Annotated in this window: 15 protein-coding genes and 2 pseudogenes; 6 read left to right on the forward strand and 11 right to left on the reverse strand. The window is 72.8% G+C overall.

The features are described from left to right. A pseudogene (locus tag ACZ7OH_RS39005) lies at positions 1-438 on the forward strand (hypothetical protein); the annotation flags it as partial. Positions 439-591: 153 nt separating this feature from the next. Beyond that, positions 592-1,239, forward strand: coding sequence for a GTP pyrophosphokinase (locus tag ACZ7OH_RS39010; RefSeq protein WP_400892452.1), 648 nt, complete (start codon positions 592-594; stop codon positions 1,237-1,239). A 1-nt stretch (position 1,240) separates the two neighbouring features. On the opposite strand, the gene ACZ7OH_RS39015 is transcribed toward ACZ7OH_RS39010, so the two are convergent. Beyond that, positions 1,241-1,882, reverse strand: a complete 642-nt coding sequence (locus ACZ7OH_RS39015; RefSeq protein ID WP_470285491.1) for a TetR/AcrR family transcriptional regulator C-terminal domain-containing protein — start codon at positions 1,880-1,882, stop codon at positions 1,241-1,243. Next, positions 1,879-3,198, reverse strand: coding sequence for a cytochrome P450 (locus ACZ7OH_RS39020; RefSeq protein ID WP_470285492.1), 1,320 nt, complete (start codon positions 3,196-3,198; stop codon positions 1,879-1,881). Before ACZ7OH_RS39020 ends, ACZ7OH_RS39015 begins: the two co-directional genes overlap by 4 nt. 60 nt (positions 3,199-3,258) lie before the next feature. On the opposite strand from ACZ7OH_RS39020, the pseudogene ACZ7OH_RS39025 reads away from it, so the two are divergent. After that, positions 3,259-3,624: pseudogene (locus ACZ7OH_RS39025) on the forward strand (ester cyclase); the annotation flags it as partial. A 49-nt stretch (positions 3,625-3,673) separates the two neighbouring features. Here ACZ7OH_RS39025 and ACZ7OH_RS39030 read toward each other — a convergent pair. Then, a complete protein-coding gene (locus tag ACZ7OH_RS39030; protein WP_470285493.1) occupies positions 3,674-4,642 on the reverse strand; it encodes an EamA family transporter in 969 nt (322 codons plus the stop codon). A 68-nt stretch (positions 4,643-4,710) separates the two neighbouring features. Between ACZ7OH_RS39030 and ACZ7OH_RS39035 the strand changes: the two genes are divergently transcribed. Beyond that, positions 4,711-5,568, forward strand: coding sequence for a LysR family transcriptional regulator (locus ACZ7OH_RS39035; RefSeq protein ID WP_470285494.1), 858 nt, complete (start codon positions 4,711-4,713; stop codon positions 5,566-5,568). Here ACZ7OH_RS39035 and ACZ7OH_RS39040 read toward each other — a convergent pair. Beyond that, positions 5,556-6,206, reverse strand: a complete 651-nt coding sequence (locus tag ACZ7OH_RS39040; protein WP_470285495.1) for a DUF998 domain-containing protein — start codon at positions 6,204-6,206, stop codon at positions 5,556-5,558. The genes ACZ7OH_RS39035 and ACZ7OH_RS39040 overlap by 13 nt on opposite strands. Positions 6,207-6,416: 210 nt before the next feature. Here ACZ7OH_RS39040 and ACZ7OH_RS39045 point away from each other — a divergent pair, with 210 nt between their 5' ends. Beyond that, positions 6,417-8,876: a M14 family zinc carboxypeptidase gene (locus ACZ7OH_RS39045; RefSeq protein WP_470285598.1), complete on the forward strand. Its 2,460-nt coding sequence runs from the start codon at positions 6,417-6,419 to the stop codon at positions 8,874-8,876. Positions 8,877-8,921: 45 nt separating this feature from the next. Here the strand turns inward: ACZ7OH_RS39045 and ACZ7OH_RS39050 are convergent, their stop codons facing one another. From ACZ7OH_RS39050 to ACZ7OH_RS39070, 5 genes are all read right to left on the reverse strand, one after another. Then, positions 8,922-9,566 (reverse strand): LysE family translocator, encoded by a 645-nt coding sequence (locus ACZ7OH_RS39050; protein WP_470285496.1) that lies wholly within the window; start codon positions 9,564-9,566, stop codon positions 8,922-8,924. Positions 9,567-9,716: 150 nt separating this feature from the next. Then, the gene (locus ACZ7OH_RS39055) at positions 9,717-10,811 is read right to left on the reverse strand and encodes a J domain-containing protein (protein ID WP_470285497.1); all 1,095 of its coding nucleotides are present in this window, start codon (positions 10,809-10,811) and stop codon (positions 9,717-9,719) included. Between the two features lie 420 nt (positions 10,812-11,231). Beyond that, positions 11,232-12,824, reverse strand: a complete 1,593-nt coding sequence (locus ACZ7OH_RS39060) for an AMP-binding protein (RefSeq protein WP_470285498.1) — start codon at positions 12,822-12,824, stop codon at positions 11,232-11,234. Positions 12,825-12,979: 155 nt separating this feature from the next. Further along, positions 12,980-13,552, reverse strand: coding sequence for a hypothetical protein (locus tag ACZ7OH_RS39065; RefSeq protein WP_470285499.1), 573 nt, complete (start codon positions 13,550-13,552; stop codon positions 12,980-12,982). Then, entirely contained in the window at positions 13,549-13,794 is a 246-nt protein-coding gene (locus tag ACZ7OH_RS39070) for a hypothetical protein (RefSeq protein WP_470285500.1), read from the reverse strand. Before ACZ7OH_RS39070 ends, ACZ7OH_RS39065 begins: the two co-directional genes overlap by 4 nt. Between ACZ7OH_RS39070 and ACZ7OH_RS39075 the strand changes: the two genes are divergently transcribed. After that, positions 13,763-14,344 (forward strand): TIGR03557 family F420-dependent LLM class oxidoreductase, encoded by a 582-nt coding sequence (locus ACZ7OH_RS39075; protein WP_470285501.1) that lies wholly within the window; start codon positions 13,763-13,765, stop codon positions 14,342-14,344. The genes ACZ7OH_RS39070 and ACZ7OH_RS39075 overlap by 32 nt on opposite strands. Position 14,345: 1 nt before the next feature. Here ACZ7OH_RS39075 and ACZ7OH_RS39080 read toward each other — a convergent pair whose 3' ends face one another. Beyond that, on the reverse strand, positions 14,346-15,050 hold the full coding sequence (locus tag ACZ7OH_RS39080; protein WP_470285502.1) for a transporter substrate-binding domain-containing protein: 705 nt from the start codon (positions 15,048-15,050) through the stop codon (positions 14,346-14,348). A 49-nt stretch (positions 15,051-15,099) separates the two neighbouring features. Continuing rightward, entirely contained in the window at positions 15,100-16,131 is a 1,032-nt protein-coding gene (locus ACZ7OH_RS39085; protein ID WP_470285503.1) for an aldose epimerase family protein, read from the reverse strand. Positions 16,132-16,173: the final 42 nt, after the last annotated feature.

The following is a 16,173-nucleotide window of genomic DNA, read 5'->3' on the forward strand; positions in this document are numbered from 1 at the left end:
ATGGCGAACCAGAACGGCATGGCGAACCAGAACGGCATGGCGAACCAGAACGGCATGGCGAACCAGAACGGCATGGCGAACCAGAACGGCATGGCGAACCAGAACGGCATGGCCGACCAGAACGGCGCGGCCAACCAGAACGGCATGGCCAACCAGCAGGACATGGCAGCCCAGAACGCGGCCGCCAACCAGGACTGCGCCGCCATTCTCGACTGCGTCGCCCAGGCCGCGGCCGATCCCGCCGCCACCGCGGCCCAGCAGGGCACGGCCACCGCCCAGAACGGCAACGGCCAGCAGAAGGCCAAGGGCAAGAACAAGAACGCGGCCGCGCAGGCAGCGGCGGTCGCCGTCGCCGAGAAGTGCGTCGCGGCCGGCAGCCAAAACGGAACCGGAACCGCGAGCGCGACCGAAAGCGCGTCAGCAACCGCCGGCAAGTGAGACCAGGTGGGTGTGCACCGGCGGCGGGCCGGTGCACACCCACCGTCACCCGATCCGGTGACCGGCGGGAACTCCGCACCACCGCTGTTCGTTCACCGATCGAAGCGCAGTAACCTGAAGCGCCCAGACGACCGACGACAGCACGAGGCTTCAGTGACCACCGATCCGGCGGCCGAGGACCTGCGGGAGGCGGCCGACGAGCTCGCCGTCGCCGGGCAGCTCCCGCGGTTCCTGCTGATGTACAAGTTCGCCATCGAAGAGCTGATGACGAAACTGCGGATCCTCAGCGAGGAGTTCGACTTCGTCCACCAGCACGACCCGATCGAGCACATCACCAGCCGCGTGAAGCGGCCGGAGGCGATCAAGGAGAAGGTCCGCCGCCGCGGCCTGGGTGACGACTGGGTCGCCGCCGCGCACGTCCTCGACGACATCGCCGGCATCCGCGTCGTCTGCCCGTTCGTCTCCGACGTCCACCAGGTCGCCCGGATGCTCACCGCGCAGGACGACGTCGAGCTGTTGCGCACCAAGGACTACATCGCCCGGCCGAAGGCCAACGGCTACCGCAGCCTGCACCTGATCGTCCGGATCCCGGTGTTCCTGTCCGACCGCGTCGAGAAGGTCAAGGTCGAGGTGCAGCTGCGCACCATCGCGATGGACTTCTGGGCCGCCGTCGAGCACAAGCTGTCCTACAAGTACGCCGACCGCGTCCCGGACGACTTCGCGGGCGAGCTCGCCGCCGCGGCCCGCACGGCCGCCGACCTCGACGCCCGGATGGCCGCCCTGCACGAACGGATCCGCTGACTCACGGCGCCAGCGCGTCGAGCAGGATCCCCAGCCCGAACTCGAACTCCGCTTCGTGGTCGCACACCGCCAGGTACGGCGCCGCCTCGGCGACGGCGGGCAGGCCGGACGCCGAGAGGTCCGCGAGCCGGCCCAGGTCGCCGGTCCGGCTGAACGTCGGAGCCGCGTCGACCTCCCGCATCAGCGTGCCGATCAGGAACGCCAGCACCGCGCGCAACCCGTGCACCGCGCGCTCCGGCGGGTAGCCCGCCGCGAGCAGCGGCCCGAGCACGGCCTCCACCGGCGCCAGCGCCGTCATCGACGCCAGCTGCCGGGTCAGCACCAGCGGCGCCGCCCGCGGGTGGCCGAGCATCGCGTTCCGGAACCCGTGCGCCAGCCCGGACATCGTCTCCCGCAGGCCCCCGCCGGGCACCGGCGCCGGGATCGCCGCCAGCAGCACCTCGGCGACCCCGTCCAGCAGGGCGTCCTTGCCGTCGACGTGGTTGTACAGGCTCATCGGATCGACGCCGAGCCGCCGCGCGAGCTTCCGCATGCTCACGGCCTCGAGACCCTCTTCGTCGACGAGCGCGAGGGCCTCCCGCAGGATCCGCTCCCGCGACAGGCCGCCGGCCTCCTTGGGCGGCCGCCCGCGCCGGCCCGTCACGGCGTGAGCACCGCGGGCAGCACCTCGTAGCCGCGCAGGATCCGCGTAGTGCGGCGCCGGCCGCCGGGCAGCACCCGCAGCCCGGGGAACCGGTCGAAGATCGTGCGCAGCCCGATCTCGCCCTCCATCCGCGCCAGCGACGCCCCCAGGCAGTGGTGGCGGCCGGAGCCGAACGACACGTGGTCGCGCGCGCCCTCGCGGGTGACGTCGAACGTGCCCGGATCGGCGAACACGCCCGGGTCGCGGTTCGCGCCGGCCAGCACGGTGGTCACCAGCGCCCCGCGCGGCAGCGGGACGCCCGCGACCTCGGTGGCGCGCGTCGCGAGGCGCCCGGTCAGCAGGACCGGCGGGTCGTACCGCAGGACCTCCTCGACGGCGTTGCCCCACAGCTCCGGCCGCTCGCGCAGCACGGCGAGCTGCCCGGGATCGCCCGCCAGCAGGGCGATCCCGCTGCCGAGCAGGTTGACCGTCGTCTCGAACCCGGCCGCCAGCACCAGGCCCGCGGTCGACTTGAGCTCGGTCTCGGTGAGCCCGACGCCGCCGTCGCGGGCCGCGACGAGCTTGCTGAACAGGTCCTGGCCCGGGTGCCGGCGCAGGTGGTCGAGGTGCTCGCCGAGCCAGGTGTCGAACTCGGCCAGCGCGGTCTCGACGTCGCGGAACGTCCGCCAGCCCAGGCCGAGGTCGAGGCTCGGCGCCGCGGCCGCGCCCAGCGACAGCACCTTGCCCAGGTCCGCCGGCGGCACACCGAGGATCTCGCTGATCACCGTCACCGGGAGCAGGCCGCAGTAGGACTCGACGAGGTCGAGCGGGCGCCCCGGGTCGAGCGCGTCGAGCAGGCCGTCCGCGATCTCCTGGACGCGGCCGCGCAGCTGCTCGACCGCGCGCACGGTGAACACGCCGGTGACGAGCTTGCGGTAGCGGGTGTGCTCGGGCGGGTTGACGGCGAGCAGCGACGGCGGCCGCACCGGGTGCAGGTGCTCGCCGGCCGACCATTCGACGAGCCGACCGAGCGGCGAACCGTCGGAGCCGATGACGCCGACGCGGAAGTCGTCGCCGGAGAGCACTTCCCGGACCGCGGCGTGCGTCGTGGTCATCCAGCCGAAGCGGGTGCGGGCGAGCGGGCCGGCGGCGCGGATCTCCTCGAAGAGGCCGGTCAGGTCGTGCCCTTCGGCCGCCGCGACCACCATCCGCCCCTGCAGGTCGCCGCGCCGGGCTTCGCGGCGCAGCACGGTCCGGGGGAGCGCGTGGCCGAGGCCCCACCTGATCACCGGCTTCGCGCGGGCGAGGGTTCCTTCGAGCACGGCGTCCCCTTCCATCGGCGTTCCTACAGTGTAGGTTATCGTTGTTTACCTACGCCGTAGATAAAGGAGTGCGCGATGAGCGAGTTCGACATCCCCGGCCCCGAAGTCCTGGCCGCGCGGCAGAAGCTGGTGCTCGACCACTTCCGCGACGAGGTCGCCCAGGACTGGGACGCCACGCTCTCGACGTTCCCGCACCCCCACTACGAGGTCGTCGCGACGATGACCGTGCACGACGGCGACGGCGCCGTCCGCGGCTACTACCACGACACGCGCACGGCGTTCCCCGACCAGCACCACGAGCTGATCGCGCTGCGGCACAGCGCCGACGCGGTCGTCGTCGAGTTCTGGCTGCTGGGCACGCACCTCGGCCCGTTCGGCGCGATCCCGGCGACCGGGTCGCGCTTCCGCGTCCGCATGACCGCGTACTTCGTGTTCGACGCCGAGGAGAACCTCGTGTGCGAGCGCATCTACTTCGACACGCTCTCGATGCTCAAGCAGCTGATCGGCGGGGTGGACAAGAAGAACCCGAAGAACTGGCCGCTGCTGCTGCGGGTGGCACGGGGCTTCCTGGCGATGTCGGGGGCCCAGCCGGACCCGCGGCTGACGGAGACGACGGAACCGGTGCTGCAGGTCTGACCACCGCGAGGACGTTGACCGCGACGATCACGCCGATCGCCGCCCACGACAGCGCGTCGAGGCGCTGGCCGAGGACCACCCAGCCGACCAGGGCCGCCAGCACCGGGTTCACGCTCATCACCGTGCCGAACACCGGCGCCGGGACGCGCCGCAGCGTCAGCAGGTCGGCCAGCATCGGCACGGCCGACGACAGGACCCCGGCGGTCACCGCGGCGAGGACCGCGCCGAGGTCCGGCCGGTGCGTGAGCATCGCGACGACCCCGACCGGCACGTATGCGAGCCCGGACACGCCCGCGGCGGCCGCCGAGCCCGCGACGCCGGGGATGCGCGCGCCGACCGCGCGGTTGAGCAGGATGTAGCTCGCCCAGCACGCGGCCGCGAGCAGCGCCAGGCCGATGCCGAGGTAGTCCGTGCTCGGCCGGGGCCGCACCAGCACCACCACGGCGGCCGCCGCGACCAGCGCGCCCAGCAGGTCACCCCGCCGCCGCGACCCCGCCAGGGCGACGGCGAGGGGGCCGAGGAACTCCAGCGTCACGGCCAGGCCCAGGCCGACGCGGTCGACCGCGCTGTAGAGGGAGAGGTTCATCGTCCCGAACACCAGCGCCAGGGCCAGCACGAGCCGCCACTGCGCGGCGGTGAACGCGCGCAGGCGCGGCCGCGCCGTCGCGAGCAGCACCACGGCCGCGACCCACTGCCGGACGGCGACGACGCCGGCCGGGCCCAGCTGCGGGAAGGCCAGGGCCGCGACCGACGCCCCCACCTGGTTGGACAGCCCGCTGCCCGTCATCAGCGCCGCCCCGCGCCAGCGTCCTTCGCTCGTCATCCCCCGACTATCGAGGCCGCGGACGCATACGCAAAATGCATCCGACACGTCAGCTATACGCTGAACGCATGGACGTCTCGGTGGAGCTGCGCCACCTGCGGCACTTCGTCGCGGTCGTGGACAGCGGGAGCTTCACCGACGCCGCGCTCGAGCTGGGTGTCTCCCAGGCGACCGTGTCTCGGACGCTGCTCGCCTTGGAGGGGGTCCTCGGCGTCCGGTTGCTGCACCGGACCAGCCGGATGGTCGAGCCGACCACGGCCGGCGTCACGGTCCTCGCTCGCGCCCGGGTCCTGCTCGCCGACGCCGAGGCGCTGGTCCACGAGGTCACGACCGGCCACACGCGGCTGCGGCTGGGGCACGCGTGGTCGGCGCTGGGCAAGCACACCGCGGAGTTCCAGCGGCGCTGGCACGACCGGTACCCGGACGTCGAGCTGCAGCTCGTCCGGACCAACACGGCGACCGGGGGACTGGCCGAGGGGCGCTGCGACCTGGCCGTCGTGCGCACCGCCGTCGACACGCGCCGGTACAGCCACGCGCTCGTCGGCCGGGAACGCCGGTGCGTCGCGCTCGCCTCGGACGACCCCTGGGCGCGGCGCCGCGTGATCCGGTTCGCCGAACTGGCGGAGCGGACGCTCGTCGTCGACCGGCGCACCGGCACCACGACGCCGGACCTCTGGCCCGAAGGCACGCGGCCGGCGGTGGAGTACACCCACGACATCGACGACTGGCTGGCGGCGATCGCTACCGGGCGCTGCGTCGGCGTCACCCCGGAGGCGACCGCGGCCCAGTACCGGCGCGACGGCATCCGCTACCGGCCGCTGCGGGACGCGGACCCCGTGCCGGTCCGGCTGATCTGGCGCCACCGCGACGCCCACCCGGCGACGCACCTGGCCGCCGCGCTGCTGACGGAGCTCTACCGCGCCTGATCGCGCGCCGGAGCGAGCAGGACACCCAAGGCGACCAGCTCGGTCAGCGCCATCCCGCGTTCGACCAGGCCGAGCGGGATGAGCGTCCACCAGCGTCCGCCGTCGACCGCGGCGACCACGACCGCGCCCAGGATGACCGCGAACCAGGCCAGGGACGCGATCGCGAGCACCCGGGCCAGCCACCGGCGGCCGGGGGAGTCCGGGAACGCCGTGCGCGCCGCGACCAGCACCGCGAGCGGGAGCGCGACGAACGCCACCACGCTGGCGATCCGGTGCAGCGTGCCGCCGAAGTCGGCGCGCGAGACCGTGGCCCAGTCCGGCTTGGGGAAGGCCACGATGACCAGCAGCCCGACCGTCCACAGTGTCCCCAGCAGGGCCGCGGGCCCGGGGAGCCGCCGCTGGCTGCGCAGGACGGCGAGCCCCGCCGCCGAGCCCAGGGCCACCAGGACCACCGCGAGGTCGAACACCCACTTGCGGTCCGAGAGCCCGTACTCGCTGATCGTGCGGCGGGTCGCGCTGATCTCGTCGGTCGGCGGGATGACCTGCAGCAGCAGCACCAGCGCGGCGCCGATCACGAGCGCGGCGATGCCGCTCAGCGAAACCGCGAGCGACGTTCGTCGCGCAGGGACCGTGACCATGAACCGACAGTAGCCGAGCGCCGGTTGAACTCCCGGTGAAATGTCCTTTCCGGCGGCCGAAGGTGTGAAAGCGAGGTCAAGGCTGTACGACTTACGGCGGTTACCGTAGCCGGTTTTCGTCCATTACGGTCATCCGCTACCGGTACGTCCGTGCTGTGCCGGCCTCGGTCAAGGAGGTCTTTGCCTGTGGGGAATTCACCAAGAAGACTGGTGCTGGCGGCTTCGGTCGTGGCGCTGGCGGCGGCGTTCGTCGCGTTACCGGCCGGTACCGCCGGCGCGGCCCAGAACATCCTGCGTGCCGACAAGTCGGTACCCCGCTCGTGCTTCGCGAAAGTGCAGCCCAAGGGCACCGTGGGCGTCGACCGCCGCGAGCTCACGTCCACTGTGGACGGTTTGGTGCAGGTCCGGCTGAAGCCGGTCCCGGGTACCGAAGGCGACTGGGACGTCGCCGTGTTCGACAAGGCGACGGGTGCGGTGGTCGCCGCCTCGACGGCGTTGCGCACCCACGAACTCGCCGAGAGCTTCGTCAAGAAGGGCCAGGAGCTCGTCGTCCAGGGCTGCCGCTACGCCGGCCCGGCCGGCCAGGCCCAGCTCGGCGTCGACTTCCTCGCGCTCACGCCGCAGGGCACGCCGACCACTGCGCAGAAGGCGCAGCTGGTCCGCGTCGAGACGCCGACGCGCGCCGACAAGAACAAGCTGACCGCCTCCGGCCTCGACGTCACGGAGAAGGGTGACGCGACCGGGGTCGAGGTCGTCCTCGCCGACGACGCCGACCGCCAGACGCTGAAGAACAGCGGCTTCAAGTCGAAGGTGATCGAGGCCGACCTGTCGGCCAAGTCCGTGCAGGACGCGAAGACCGACCGCCAGTACGCCGCGACGACCGCCGCGTCGGCGCTGCCGTCCGGGCGCACGAGCTACCGGCACCTCTACGACTACAACTACGAGATGAAGGAGCTGGCCCGCAAGAACCCGGGCCTGGTCTCGGCGTTCACCATGCCCGAGTCGACGTGGGAAGGCCGCGACGTCGTCGGGATCGAGATCGCCAGCGACGTCAAGAACCTCACCGACGGCAAGCCGGTCAACTTCACCATGGGCGTGCACCACGCCCGGGAGTGGCCCGCCGGCGAGCACGTCATGGAGTGGGCGTACGAGCTGATCAACGGCTACGCCCACGACGCGGCGATCCGGAGCCTGGTCGGCAAGACGCGCAACATCGTCGTGCCGATCATCAACCCGGACGGGTTCGAGATCTCCCGCGAAGCCGAGCCCAAGGGTGACTTCACCCGGTTCGACTACGAGATGAAGCGGAAGAACTGCAACGTCAACGACTCGCCGGCCCAGTACTCGACCGGCGTGTGCAAGGCCAACCCGGCCGGCCGCCTGCGCGGCACCGACCCGAACCGCAACTACGGCGGGTTCTGGGGCGGCAACGGCGCCGAGATCGCCTGGAGCGGCGACACCTTCCGCGGGTCCGCGCCGTTCAGCGAGCCCGAGGTGCGCAACGTCCGGTCGATCGTGTCCTCGCGTCAGGTGACCAACCTGCTGACGATGCACACCGTCGCGGCGCTCGTGCTGCGCCCGCCGGGTGTGGCCGACGTCCGCCCGCCGCTGGAGGAGCCGGCCTACAAGGCCCTCGGCGACAAGCTGGCCTCGCGCAACGGCTACACCAGCGAGCCGAGCTGGGCGCTGTACGACACCACGGGCACCACCGAGGACTGGTCGTACTGGGCCACCGGCGGCTGGGGCTTCACCATCGAGGTCGGCGGCAACGGCTTCCACGGGCCGTACGCCGACAGCGTCGTGGCCGAGTACGAGGGCCTGGCCCCCGCGGCCGGGGCGGGCAAGGGCGGCAACCGCCAGGCGTTCCTGGACATGCTGGGCAACGCGGCCGACCCACAGCAGCACTCGACGCTGATCGGCTCGGCGCCGAAGGACTACCAGCTCAAGCTGCACAAGACGTTCCAGACGCCGACGTCACCGGTGATCCAGGCCGACGGCTCCACCAAGCCGCCGATCTACATCACCGACGACCTGAACTCGAAGCTCACCACCACCGGCGGGCGGTTCGCCTGGTCGGTCAACCCGTCGACCCGGCCGTACGTGGCCGGCCGCTACGGGCGTGACCCCCAGGGCCCGGCACAGCAGGGCTTCGCGGTCGCCAACCCGGCCGGTGTCCCGCCGATCAACCAGAACTACCCGGCGGACGCGACGGCGGAGAGCTTCACCTTCCACGTCGACGGCCTGCCGAAGGTCGACAACGGGAAGTTCAGCGTCAACATCAACTGGAAGAACAGCACGACCGACTGGGACCTGTTCGTCTACGACGCGGCGGGCAACCTGGTCACCTCGTCGGCGAACGGCGGCACGACGTCCGAGCACGCCGTGCTGTTCGACCCGCCGGCCGGCGACTACAAGGCCGTGGTGGTCAACTACGACCAGACCGACCCGAACGCCGTCGACGACTGGACCGGGGACGTCTCGTTCGCGTCGCCGATCCCGCCGACGTACGGGACGAAGGAGGCCTATCAGCTGACCTGCTCGTCGCCGAAGGGCAAGCTGGTCGGCGTGGCCGACGTGTTCGTCGACCGTGGCCAGACGATCGACGTCGGCGAGGTCTGCACCCGTTCCGCGCACGCGCAGAAGCAGCGCGCTTCGGGCTGGGCTCGGTAGCAGTCAGTTGCTCGTGAAGGCCTCCTCGCTTCGGCGGGGAGGCCTTCACGGCGTCAGGGCGAGAATCAGCCCCAAGGCGACGAGAATCATGCCCACGACGCGGTTGAGGGCCGGTTTCGCGCGGGTGTACCAGCGCTGGGTGGCGGGGGAGGAGAACAGCAGCGCCACGCTCAGGTGCCACGCGGTGGACGCGACGACGATCAGCGCGACCGCGGCGAGCTTGACCGCGGTGGGCTCGGTCGGCGGCAGGGCCGCGGTCAGCACACTGCCGAAGAACGCCGCGGCTTTGGGGTTGGTCAGGTTGCTGACCACGCCCTGGCGGAAGTGGCTCGCGCGCCGGGTGCTCGCCGGTGGTTCGCTCTCCGAGGCCGTTCGCTCGGCGGAACCGTCATCGGGGGCGCGGGCTTGCCACCACAGCCGCACTCCGAGCCACGCGAGGTACGCGCCGCAGACCACGCGCAACGCCGTCGCCAGCCAGGGCGTCCGGGCCAGCACGCTCCCCAGCCCAAACACCGCCACCGCGGCCAGCACCCCGCCCGCCGCGACCACCCCGAGCGCGACCGCCACCGCCGACCGGCGCGTCCCGGCCGCGGCCGTGTGCGCGATGAGCACGAAGTTCGGCCCGGGCGAGACGGCCGCCGGGAGGTAGGCCAGCAGGACCGTGCCCAGCGTGGCCGCGGCGGTGTTCACAGCGGACAGCCTGGCACGGCGGCCCCCGGGTCGAGTGCCGCCATCAGCCCGGGCAGTGCACCCGCGGCGGTGTTCACAGCGGGCAGCCTGGCACGGCGGCCCCCGGGTCGAGTGCCGCCATCAGCCCGGGCAGGGCACCCGCGGCGAGGCTCACGCCGCCCGGCCGCCCCCGCCGACCACCTGGTCGCGCATGGTCCGCAGCGCCTGGTGGTCCACTGTGGACGGATCGGCGGCCAGCCACTCGCCGATCTCGTGCAGGAACTCCTCCGGCGTCATCGGCGCCGCGGTCAGGTCGCCGGGATCGGCCGTGGTCAGCTCGCCGCTGCGGCTCGGGTACACGATCATCGCCCCGCGCAGCGCGACCCCGGGCAGCAGGTCGCGGTAGGCGGCGAGGCTCTCGGCGAGCCGGCTGCCGCCGCCGCGGAACGGGCGCCCGTTGCGCAGCAGTCTGCCGTCCTCGGCCGTTTCGTAGTGCCCCGGCAGCCACAGCTTCGACTCGATGAGCACCAGGCGCTTCCCGCACAGCACGGCGTGGTCGACGTCGGCGAACACGGAGCCGGGCCAGGCGAGGCCGTGGAAGATCCGCGCGCCGGGCAGCCGGGTCAGGTAGGTCTCGAGCAGGTCGGCGGTGAGCCGCTCGGCCAGCTCGTCGCGTTCGGTGCCGGGCGCGCCGAAGACCGTGCGGCCGCCGAACTCCTCGGCGTAGGCCTCGCGGGCCCGGCTCGCCCGCAGGTACCCGCGGGCCAGGCGCTGGACGAGCAGCGCGGTGCCGGCGGTGAGCAGCAGCCAGACGATGAGCACCGGCGTGCTGAACCCGACGCCGGTGACCAGCGGCAGCAGCACCAGCACCATCCCGCCCACCGCGGCGACCACCGGCGTGTGCCCGGGCCCGCGGCGGCGGCCGTGGCGCATCCGGGTGTCCTGTCCGGCGAAGTGCCACCAGGTCAGGTCTTCGGCGTCGAGTTCGGGCAGGTCGGGGACGAAGCCGGGCTCGTCGCCGAAGCGCCGACGGGGCCGCGGCCGGACCGGGACGGGCACCACGGTCGCGCCGCCGGAGTCGTAGCGCGCGCGGGCGACGGGGTCGCCCAGGACTTCGTAGGCCTCGCGGAGCAGGCGGAACGTGCCGACGGTGCCGCCGCCGTCCGGGTGCATGGTCTTCGCCAGCCGGCGGTAGGCCGTCTTGACGTCGGCCGCCGTGGCGTCCCGGCGAATGCCGAGCACCTCGTAGTAGTCGACCTCGGGCACGCGGGCGTTCACCTCCGGATGGCTGCGCGAAGACTTTATGGGACCCGGTTTCCCGGTCGCTCACCGCCTCTTCGGCGCGTCGGGGTGATGGTCCTCCGGCGCAGGTCAGTGCGGTGTCCGGAGTTCTACCGCCGACGGCGGGTGCCGCGCGCGGCCGGTCGGCTCTCCGCGGCGGTTCGCGTGACGGCGTGCCGGGCGGGCCTTCCGGCGGGTTTGCCGTGGTCCGTGACTGTCCATTGAGGACAATTTGTCACCCGGAAGTGTTGCCGCGGCGTGGTTCTGGACGAGGTCGGTGACTTTTCGTAGTGGGAATTCACTCGAAGAGACGCGAACACGTGTTCGAATCGGCCGGTATCGTGGAGGCATGTCCTCCCGCAGACGTGACGGGCCCACCGCCACCCCACCTCGGCAGCGGGCCCGTCACCCCCGCCCGGCTTCGCGCAGCAGGAAGCGCTGAAGCTTCCCGCTCGCGTTGCGCGGCAGCGCGTCGATGAACCGCACCCGGCGCGGGTACTTGTACGGCGCCGCAACGGCTTTGGCGTGCTCCTGCAGGGCGTGCACGACCTCCGGGCCCGGGGCGACACCCGCGCGGAGCACGACGAAGGCGGTCACGACCGCGCCCCGGTCCGGATCGGGCGTGCCGACGACCGCGCATTCGTCGACGTCCGGGTGGCCGAGCAGCACCTCCTCGACCTCCGGAGCGGCGATGTTGTAACCGGAGGAGACGATCATGTCGTCGCTGCGCGCCACGAACCGGAAGTAGCCGTCGGGTTCGCGGACGTAGGTGTCGCCGGTGATGTTCCAGCCGTCCCGGACGTAGTCGGCTTGCCGCTGGTCCTCGAGGTAGCGGCAGCCGGTGGGGCCCTGTACCGCGAGCAGGCCGGGCGTGCCGTCGGGCACCGGCGTGCCGTCGACGTCCAGGACGGCGGCGCGGAAGCCGGGCACGACGGTGCCGGTCGTCCCCGGTCGGACGTCCTCGTCGGCGGCGGAGATGAAGACGTGCAGCAGCTCCGTGCTGCCGATGCCGTCGATGAGCGGGCGGCCGACGACGGCGCGGTACTGCTCGGCGACGGCGGCGGGCAACGCTTCGCCGGCGGAGACGGCGCGGCGCACGCCGGCGAGGAGAGCACCGTCGCCGGAGCCGAGGATCGCGCGGTAGGCGGTCGGCGCGGTGAAGAGCACGGTCACCGAGCGCTCGGCGACGATCGAGGCCAGTTCCTTGGGTGTGGCGCGCTCCACCAGGAGCACGGACGCGCCGGCGTGCAACGGGAAGACGAGGAGGCCGCCCAGGCCGAAGGTGAACGCGAGGGGAGGGGTGCCGCAGAAGAGATCGTCGGCGGTGGGTCGCACGAGGTGCCGCGAGAACGTGTCGGCGATGGCGAGCAGGTCGCGGTGGAAGTGCATCGTCGCCTTGGGGATTCCGGTGGTGCCGGAGGTGAAGGCGAGCAGTGCGACGTCGTCGGCGGCGGTGGGCACGTCGGCGAAGGTGGCCGGGTGCCGCGCGCAGCGTTCGGCCAGCTCGGTGCCGTAGGCGACGACGGGCAAGCCGGGTGGCAGCTCGTCGAGCAGGCGCTCGTCGCACAGGGCCACAGTCGGCCGGGCGCGGTCGACGATCTTGTCGAGCTCGTGGCGGCGCAGCATCGGCATGGTGGAGACGGCGACCGCGCCGGCCTTGAGCACGCCCAGCCAGCACGCCGCCAGCCACGGCGTGTTGGTGCCCCGCAGCAGGACGCGGTTGCCGGGAACGACGCCGAGCTCGGCGGTGAGGACGTGCGCGATCCGGTTGGCGCGGGCGAGGACCTCGCCGTAGGTCCACGTCTCGTGGAGCGAGTGCAGGCAGGGCCGGTCGGGCCCGAGGCGCTCGATCGTGCCGTCGAGCAGGGCGGTTGCGGCGTTGAGCCGGTCCGGGTAGTGCAGCTCGGGCAGGTCGAACACGAGCCGCGGCCACTGCTGCGCCGGCGGCAGCCGGTCGCGGCAGAACGAGTCGGTGTGCGCGCTGGGAGAAAGCCTCATCGCAACCCCTCGGGTCGACCTGCACCACGAGGAACGTAGCACTCGTTGCGACCGTCGAGAAGACGCGATGTCGGATCGATGACGGTAGCGACGCAAGTGCGATGGGCGAGGTCCGAGCTCAGCCCCGGGCGTCGGCGGGGACGGCCGGCACGTCTTCACGCGCCGGGGGCCGGGCCCGGGCGAGCGGGATCGCGCAGCCGAGCGCGAGCGTCGCGATCGAGGCCCAGAACAGGGCCGCGACCCAGGCGCCGCGCGCGGTGGCGAGCGAGGCTCAGCGACGGCGAGATGGCCGTGCTCGCGAATGCCCACGCGGGCAAGGGCACCAGGGCGAACGCGCCGAGGAGGACGCGCCGCCACCGCGCGCCCCCGCCGGCGATCGCGTAGCCGCCCGCCATGCCGAAGAGCGGCAACGCGAGTGCGCCGCCGCCCAGGCCGTCGCTGAACGGGATCCGGCCGGCCAGGATCGCCGAGAGCGTGTCCTGCGAGACGATCACGGCGACCGGGAACGCCAGCGGCGCCACGACGAGCCACCGGCGGCGGCGCGTGTGCCAGGCCCAGCCGAACAGCGCCCCGGTGACGACGCCGGGCAGCAGGATCTGGACAAAGGTGCCGTACCAGTGCACGGCGGACTCCGGCCCGGCGACCTCGACCATGAGGCCGCGCAGGCCGGCGGCCCACGCCAGGCCCGCCGCGCCACCGGCGGCGAGCGCACCCCCGAGGCGCCTCATCGCGCCATCGCGGGCCGGCGCGCGCCGCTGAGGAGCAGCCCGACGCCGACGATCGTCAGGAGGATGAGCCCGCCGGAGAGGAGCCGCGCCCAGTCCGGGGCGTCGACGAAGAAGGCGGGAACCGCGAGCAGCCCGGACAGCGCCCGCGAACCGGCGACGGTGAGGTGGCCGGCGCGGTTGCCCCGCCAGGCCGGCACGGCCGCGGCGAGCGTGACGAGGCCCAGAACCCCGCCGAGGATCATCCGAGAGCTGCATACCGGCAAGGAGGTCAACCACCGCGGCCGGTACTACACCGTCGACCACGCCCGGCTCTACACGCTGCCCGACGAGCCGGTGCCGATCTACGTCTCGGCGTTCGGCCCGGCGGCCACCGACCTCGCCGCCCGCGTGGGCGACGGCTTCTGCACGGTGCTGCCCGACGCCGGCCTCGTGCGCAAGTACCGGGAAGCCGGCGGGGGCGGCAAACCGGCGCAGGGCGGTCTGAAGGTGTGCTGGGCGGAGTCCGAAGAGGACGGTGTCCGCACGGCGCACCACCGGTGGCGCAACGAGCTCCTGCCCGGCAAGCTGCCCTCGACGCTCCCGACGCCGGCCGACTACGCGGCCGCGGCGAGCCTGGTCACCGAGGACATGGTCCGCGAGCAGTTCCCGTGCGGCCCGGACGCCGACCGGCACGTCGAAGCGGTGCGCGAGTTCGCCGCCGCCGGGTTCGACGAGGTGTACGTCCAGCAGATCGGCCCGGACCAGGAGGAGTTCTTCGAGGCGTGGCGCACGCAGGTGCTGCCCCGGCTGTGACTCAAGGAGCGACGGTCGCGTCCGGCTGGTTCGCGCGGCGCAACGCCTCCGCCACGAACCCGTTCGCCTTCAGCTCTTCGACCAGCTCGTGCAGGAACGCCACGGTCGCCGGGGCGCGCTCCGGCGTCGTCCCGACGGCCTGCCGGATCTGCATGAACCGCTCCGGAACCACCCGCGTCCCCGGGTGGGCGGCGGCGTAGGCGGTCATCGGCTGGCGGATCCCGGCGGCCACCTCCAAGCCCTGCTCCTCGAACGCCACGACGCCGTCCGAGCCGCGCACCACCGTCGCGTGCTCGAGGGTCCGGGTCAGGAACAGGTCGTACGCCGAGCCCTGCTTGACGCCGATCCGGACGCCCGGCCGGTCGACGTCGGCGGGCGAAGCGAATGCGGAGTCTTCCGGCACCACGTAAACGCCTTCGATGACGACGTATGGCGCGGTGAACGCCACCGAAGCCGCCCGCGCCGGCTCGATCGCCAGGAAGCACAGGTCGGCCGCGCCCGAGGTCAGCGCCTCGAACGCCTTGCGGGCCGCGTCGAAGCAGACGAACTCCACCGGCACGTCCAGCCGCGCGGCCACTTCGCGCGCGATGTCGACGGTGACGCCGCCGGGGGAATCCGGCGTGCCGTGCGCGAGCACGGGGTTGCCGAGGTTGATGGCGGCGCGCAGCACCCCGGTGGGCGCGAGGTCGGCGGCGAGGTCTCCCATGACCGGCGAGGGTAACGGCGGGGGCCGCCGGAGCAGGGGCGAATGTTGCTCACGCCACCGGCGGCCCGTCCGCCGTCGTCAGCTCGAAGGCCGTCTCCTGGCGGTAGACCTCGCCCGGCCGGAGGACTGTGCCCGGGAAGTCCGGCCGGTTCGGCGAGTCCGGGAAGTGCTGCGCCTCCAGCGCGAACCCCGCGTGGGGATCGCCGAGGTGGTTGCCCGAGTAGAACTGCAGGCCGGGTTCGGTCGTCCACATCGTGAGCAGCCGCCCGGACGACGGCTCCCAGACGCGGGCGGCGAACGGCGAACCGTCGTCGAGGACCCAGTTGTGGTCGTAGCCGTCGCCGATCGCCAGCTGGGGGTCGGGCTCGCCGAGGCGCGCGCCGATCGCCGTCGCACGGCGGAAGTCGAACGGCGTGCCCTCGACCGGTGCGGGGTCGCCCACCGGGATCAGGTCCTCGTCGACCGCGCAGTAGCGGCTCGCGGCGAGTGCGAGGGAGTGGTCGTGCACGGTCCCGGCGCCGGTCAGGTTCCAGTAAGTGTGGTTGGTCAGGTTGACGACCGTCGGCGCGTCGGTGGTCGCGCGGTAGGTGATGCGCAGCCGGTCGTCGAGGCGGTAGGTCACCTCGGTGGTGAGCTCGCCGGGGTAGCCCTGGTCGCCGTCCGGGCTGACCAGGGTGAGCCGCACGCCGTCCGGCACCGGGCTCGCGGACCACACCCGCGTGTCGAACCCGGCGGGCCCGCCGTGCAGGCTGTTCTTCCCGTCGTTGACCGGGACCCGGTGGAGCACGCCGTCGAGGGTGAACGCGCCGCCGGCGATCCGGTTGGCGTAGCGGCCGATCACCGCGCCCAGGAAGACCCGCGCGGCGCCCGGCCGGTTGTTCGCGACGTAGCCGTCGAGATCGGGGTAGCCGAGGACGACGCCGGCCGGGCGCCCGGACCGGTCCGGCGCGGCCACGGACTGGATGACGCCGCCGTAGTCCAGCACGCGGACGGTGATCCCGGACCGCGCGAGGGTGTACCGGTGGACGTCGGTGCCGCCGGTGCGGCCGAAGAACTCCCGCGTGACTTCGGTGGACGTCATCGGCGGCCTCCCCATTGTTAGCGCTAACAGAATGGAGGAGGA

This window comes from Amycolatopsis sp. NPDC114478 (assembly GCF_055633805.1).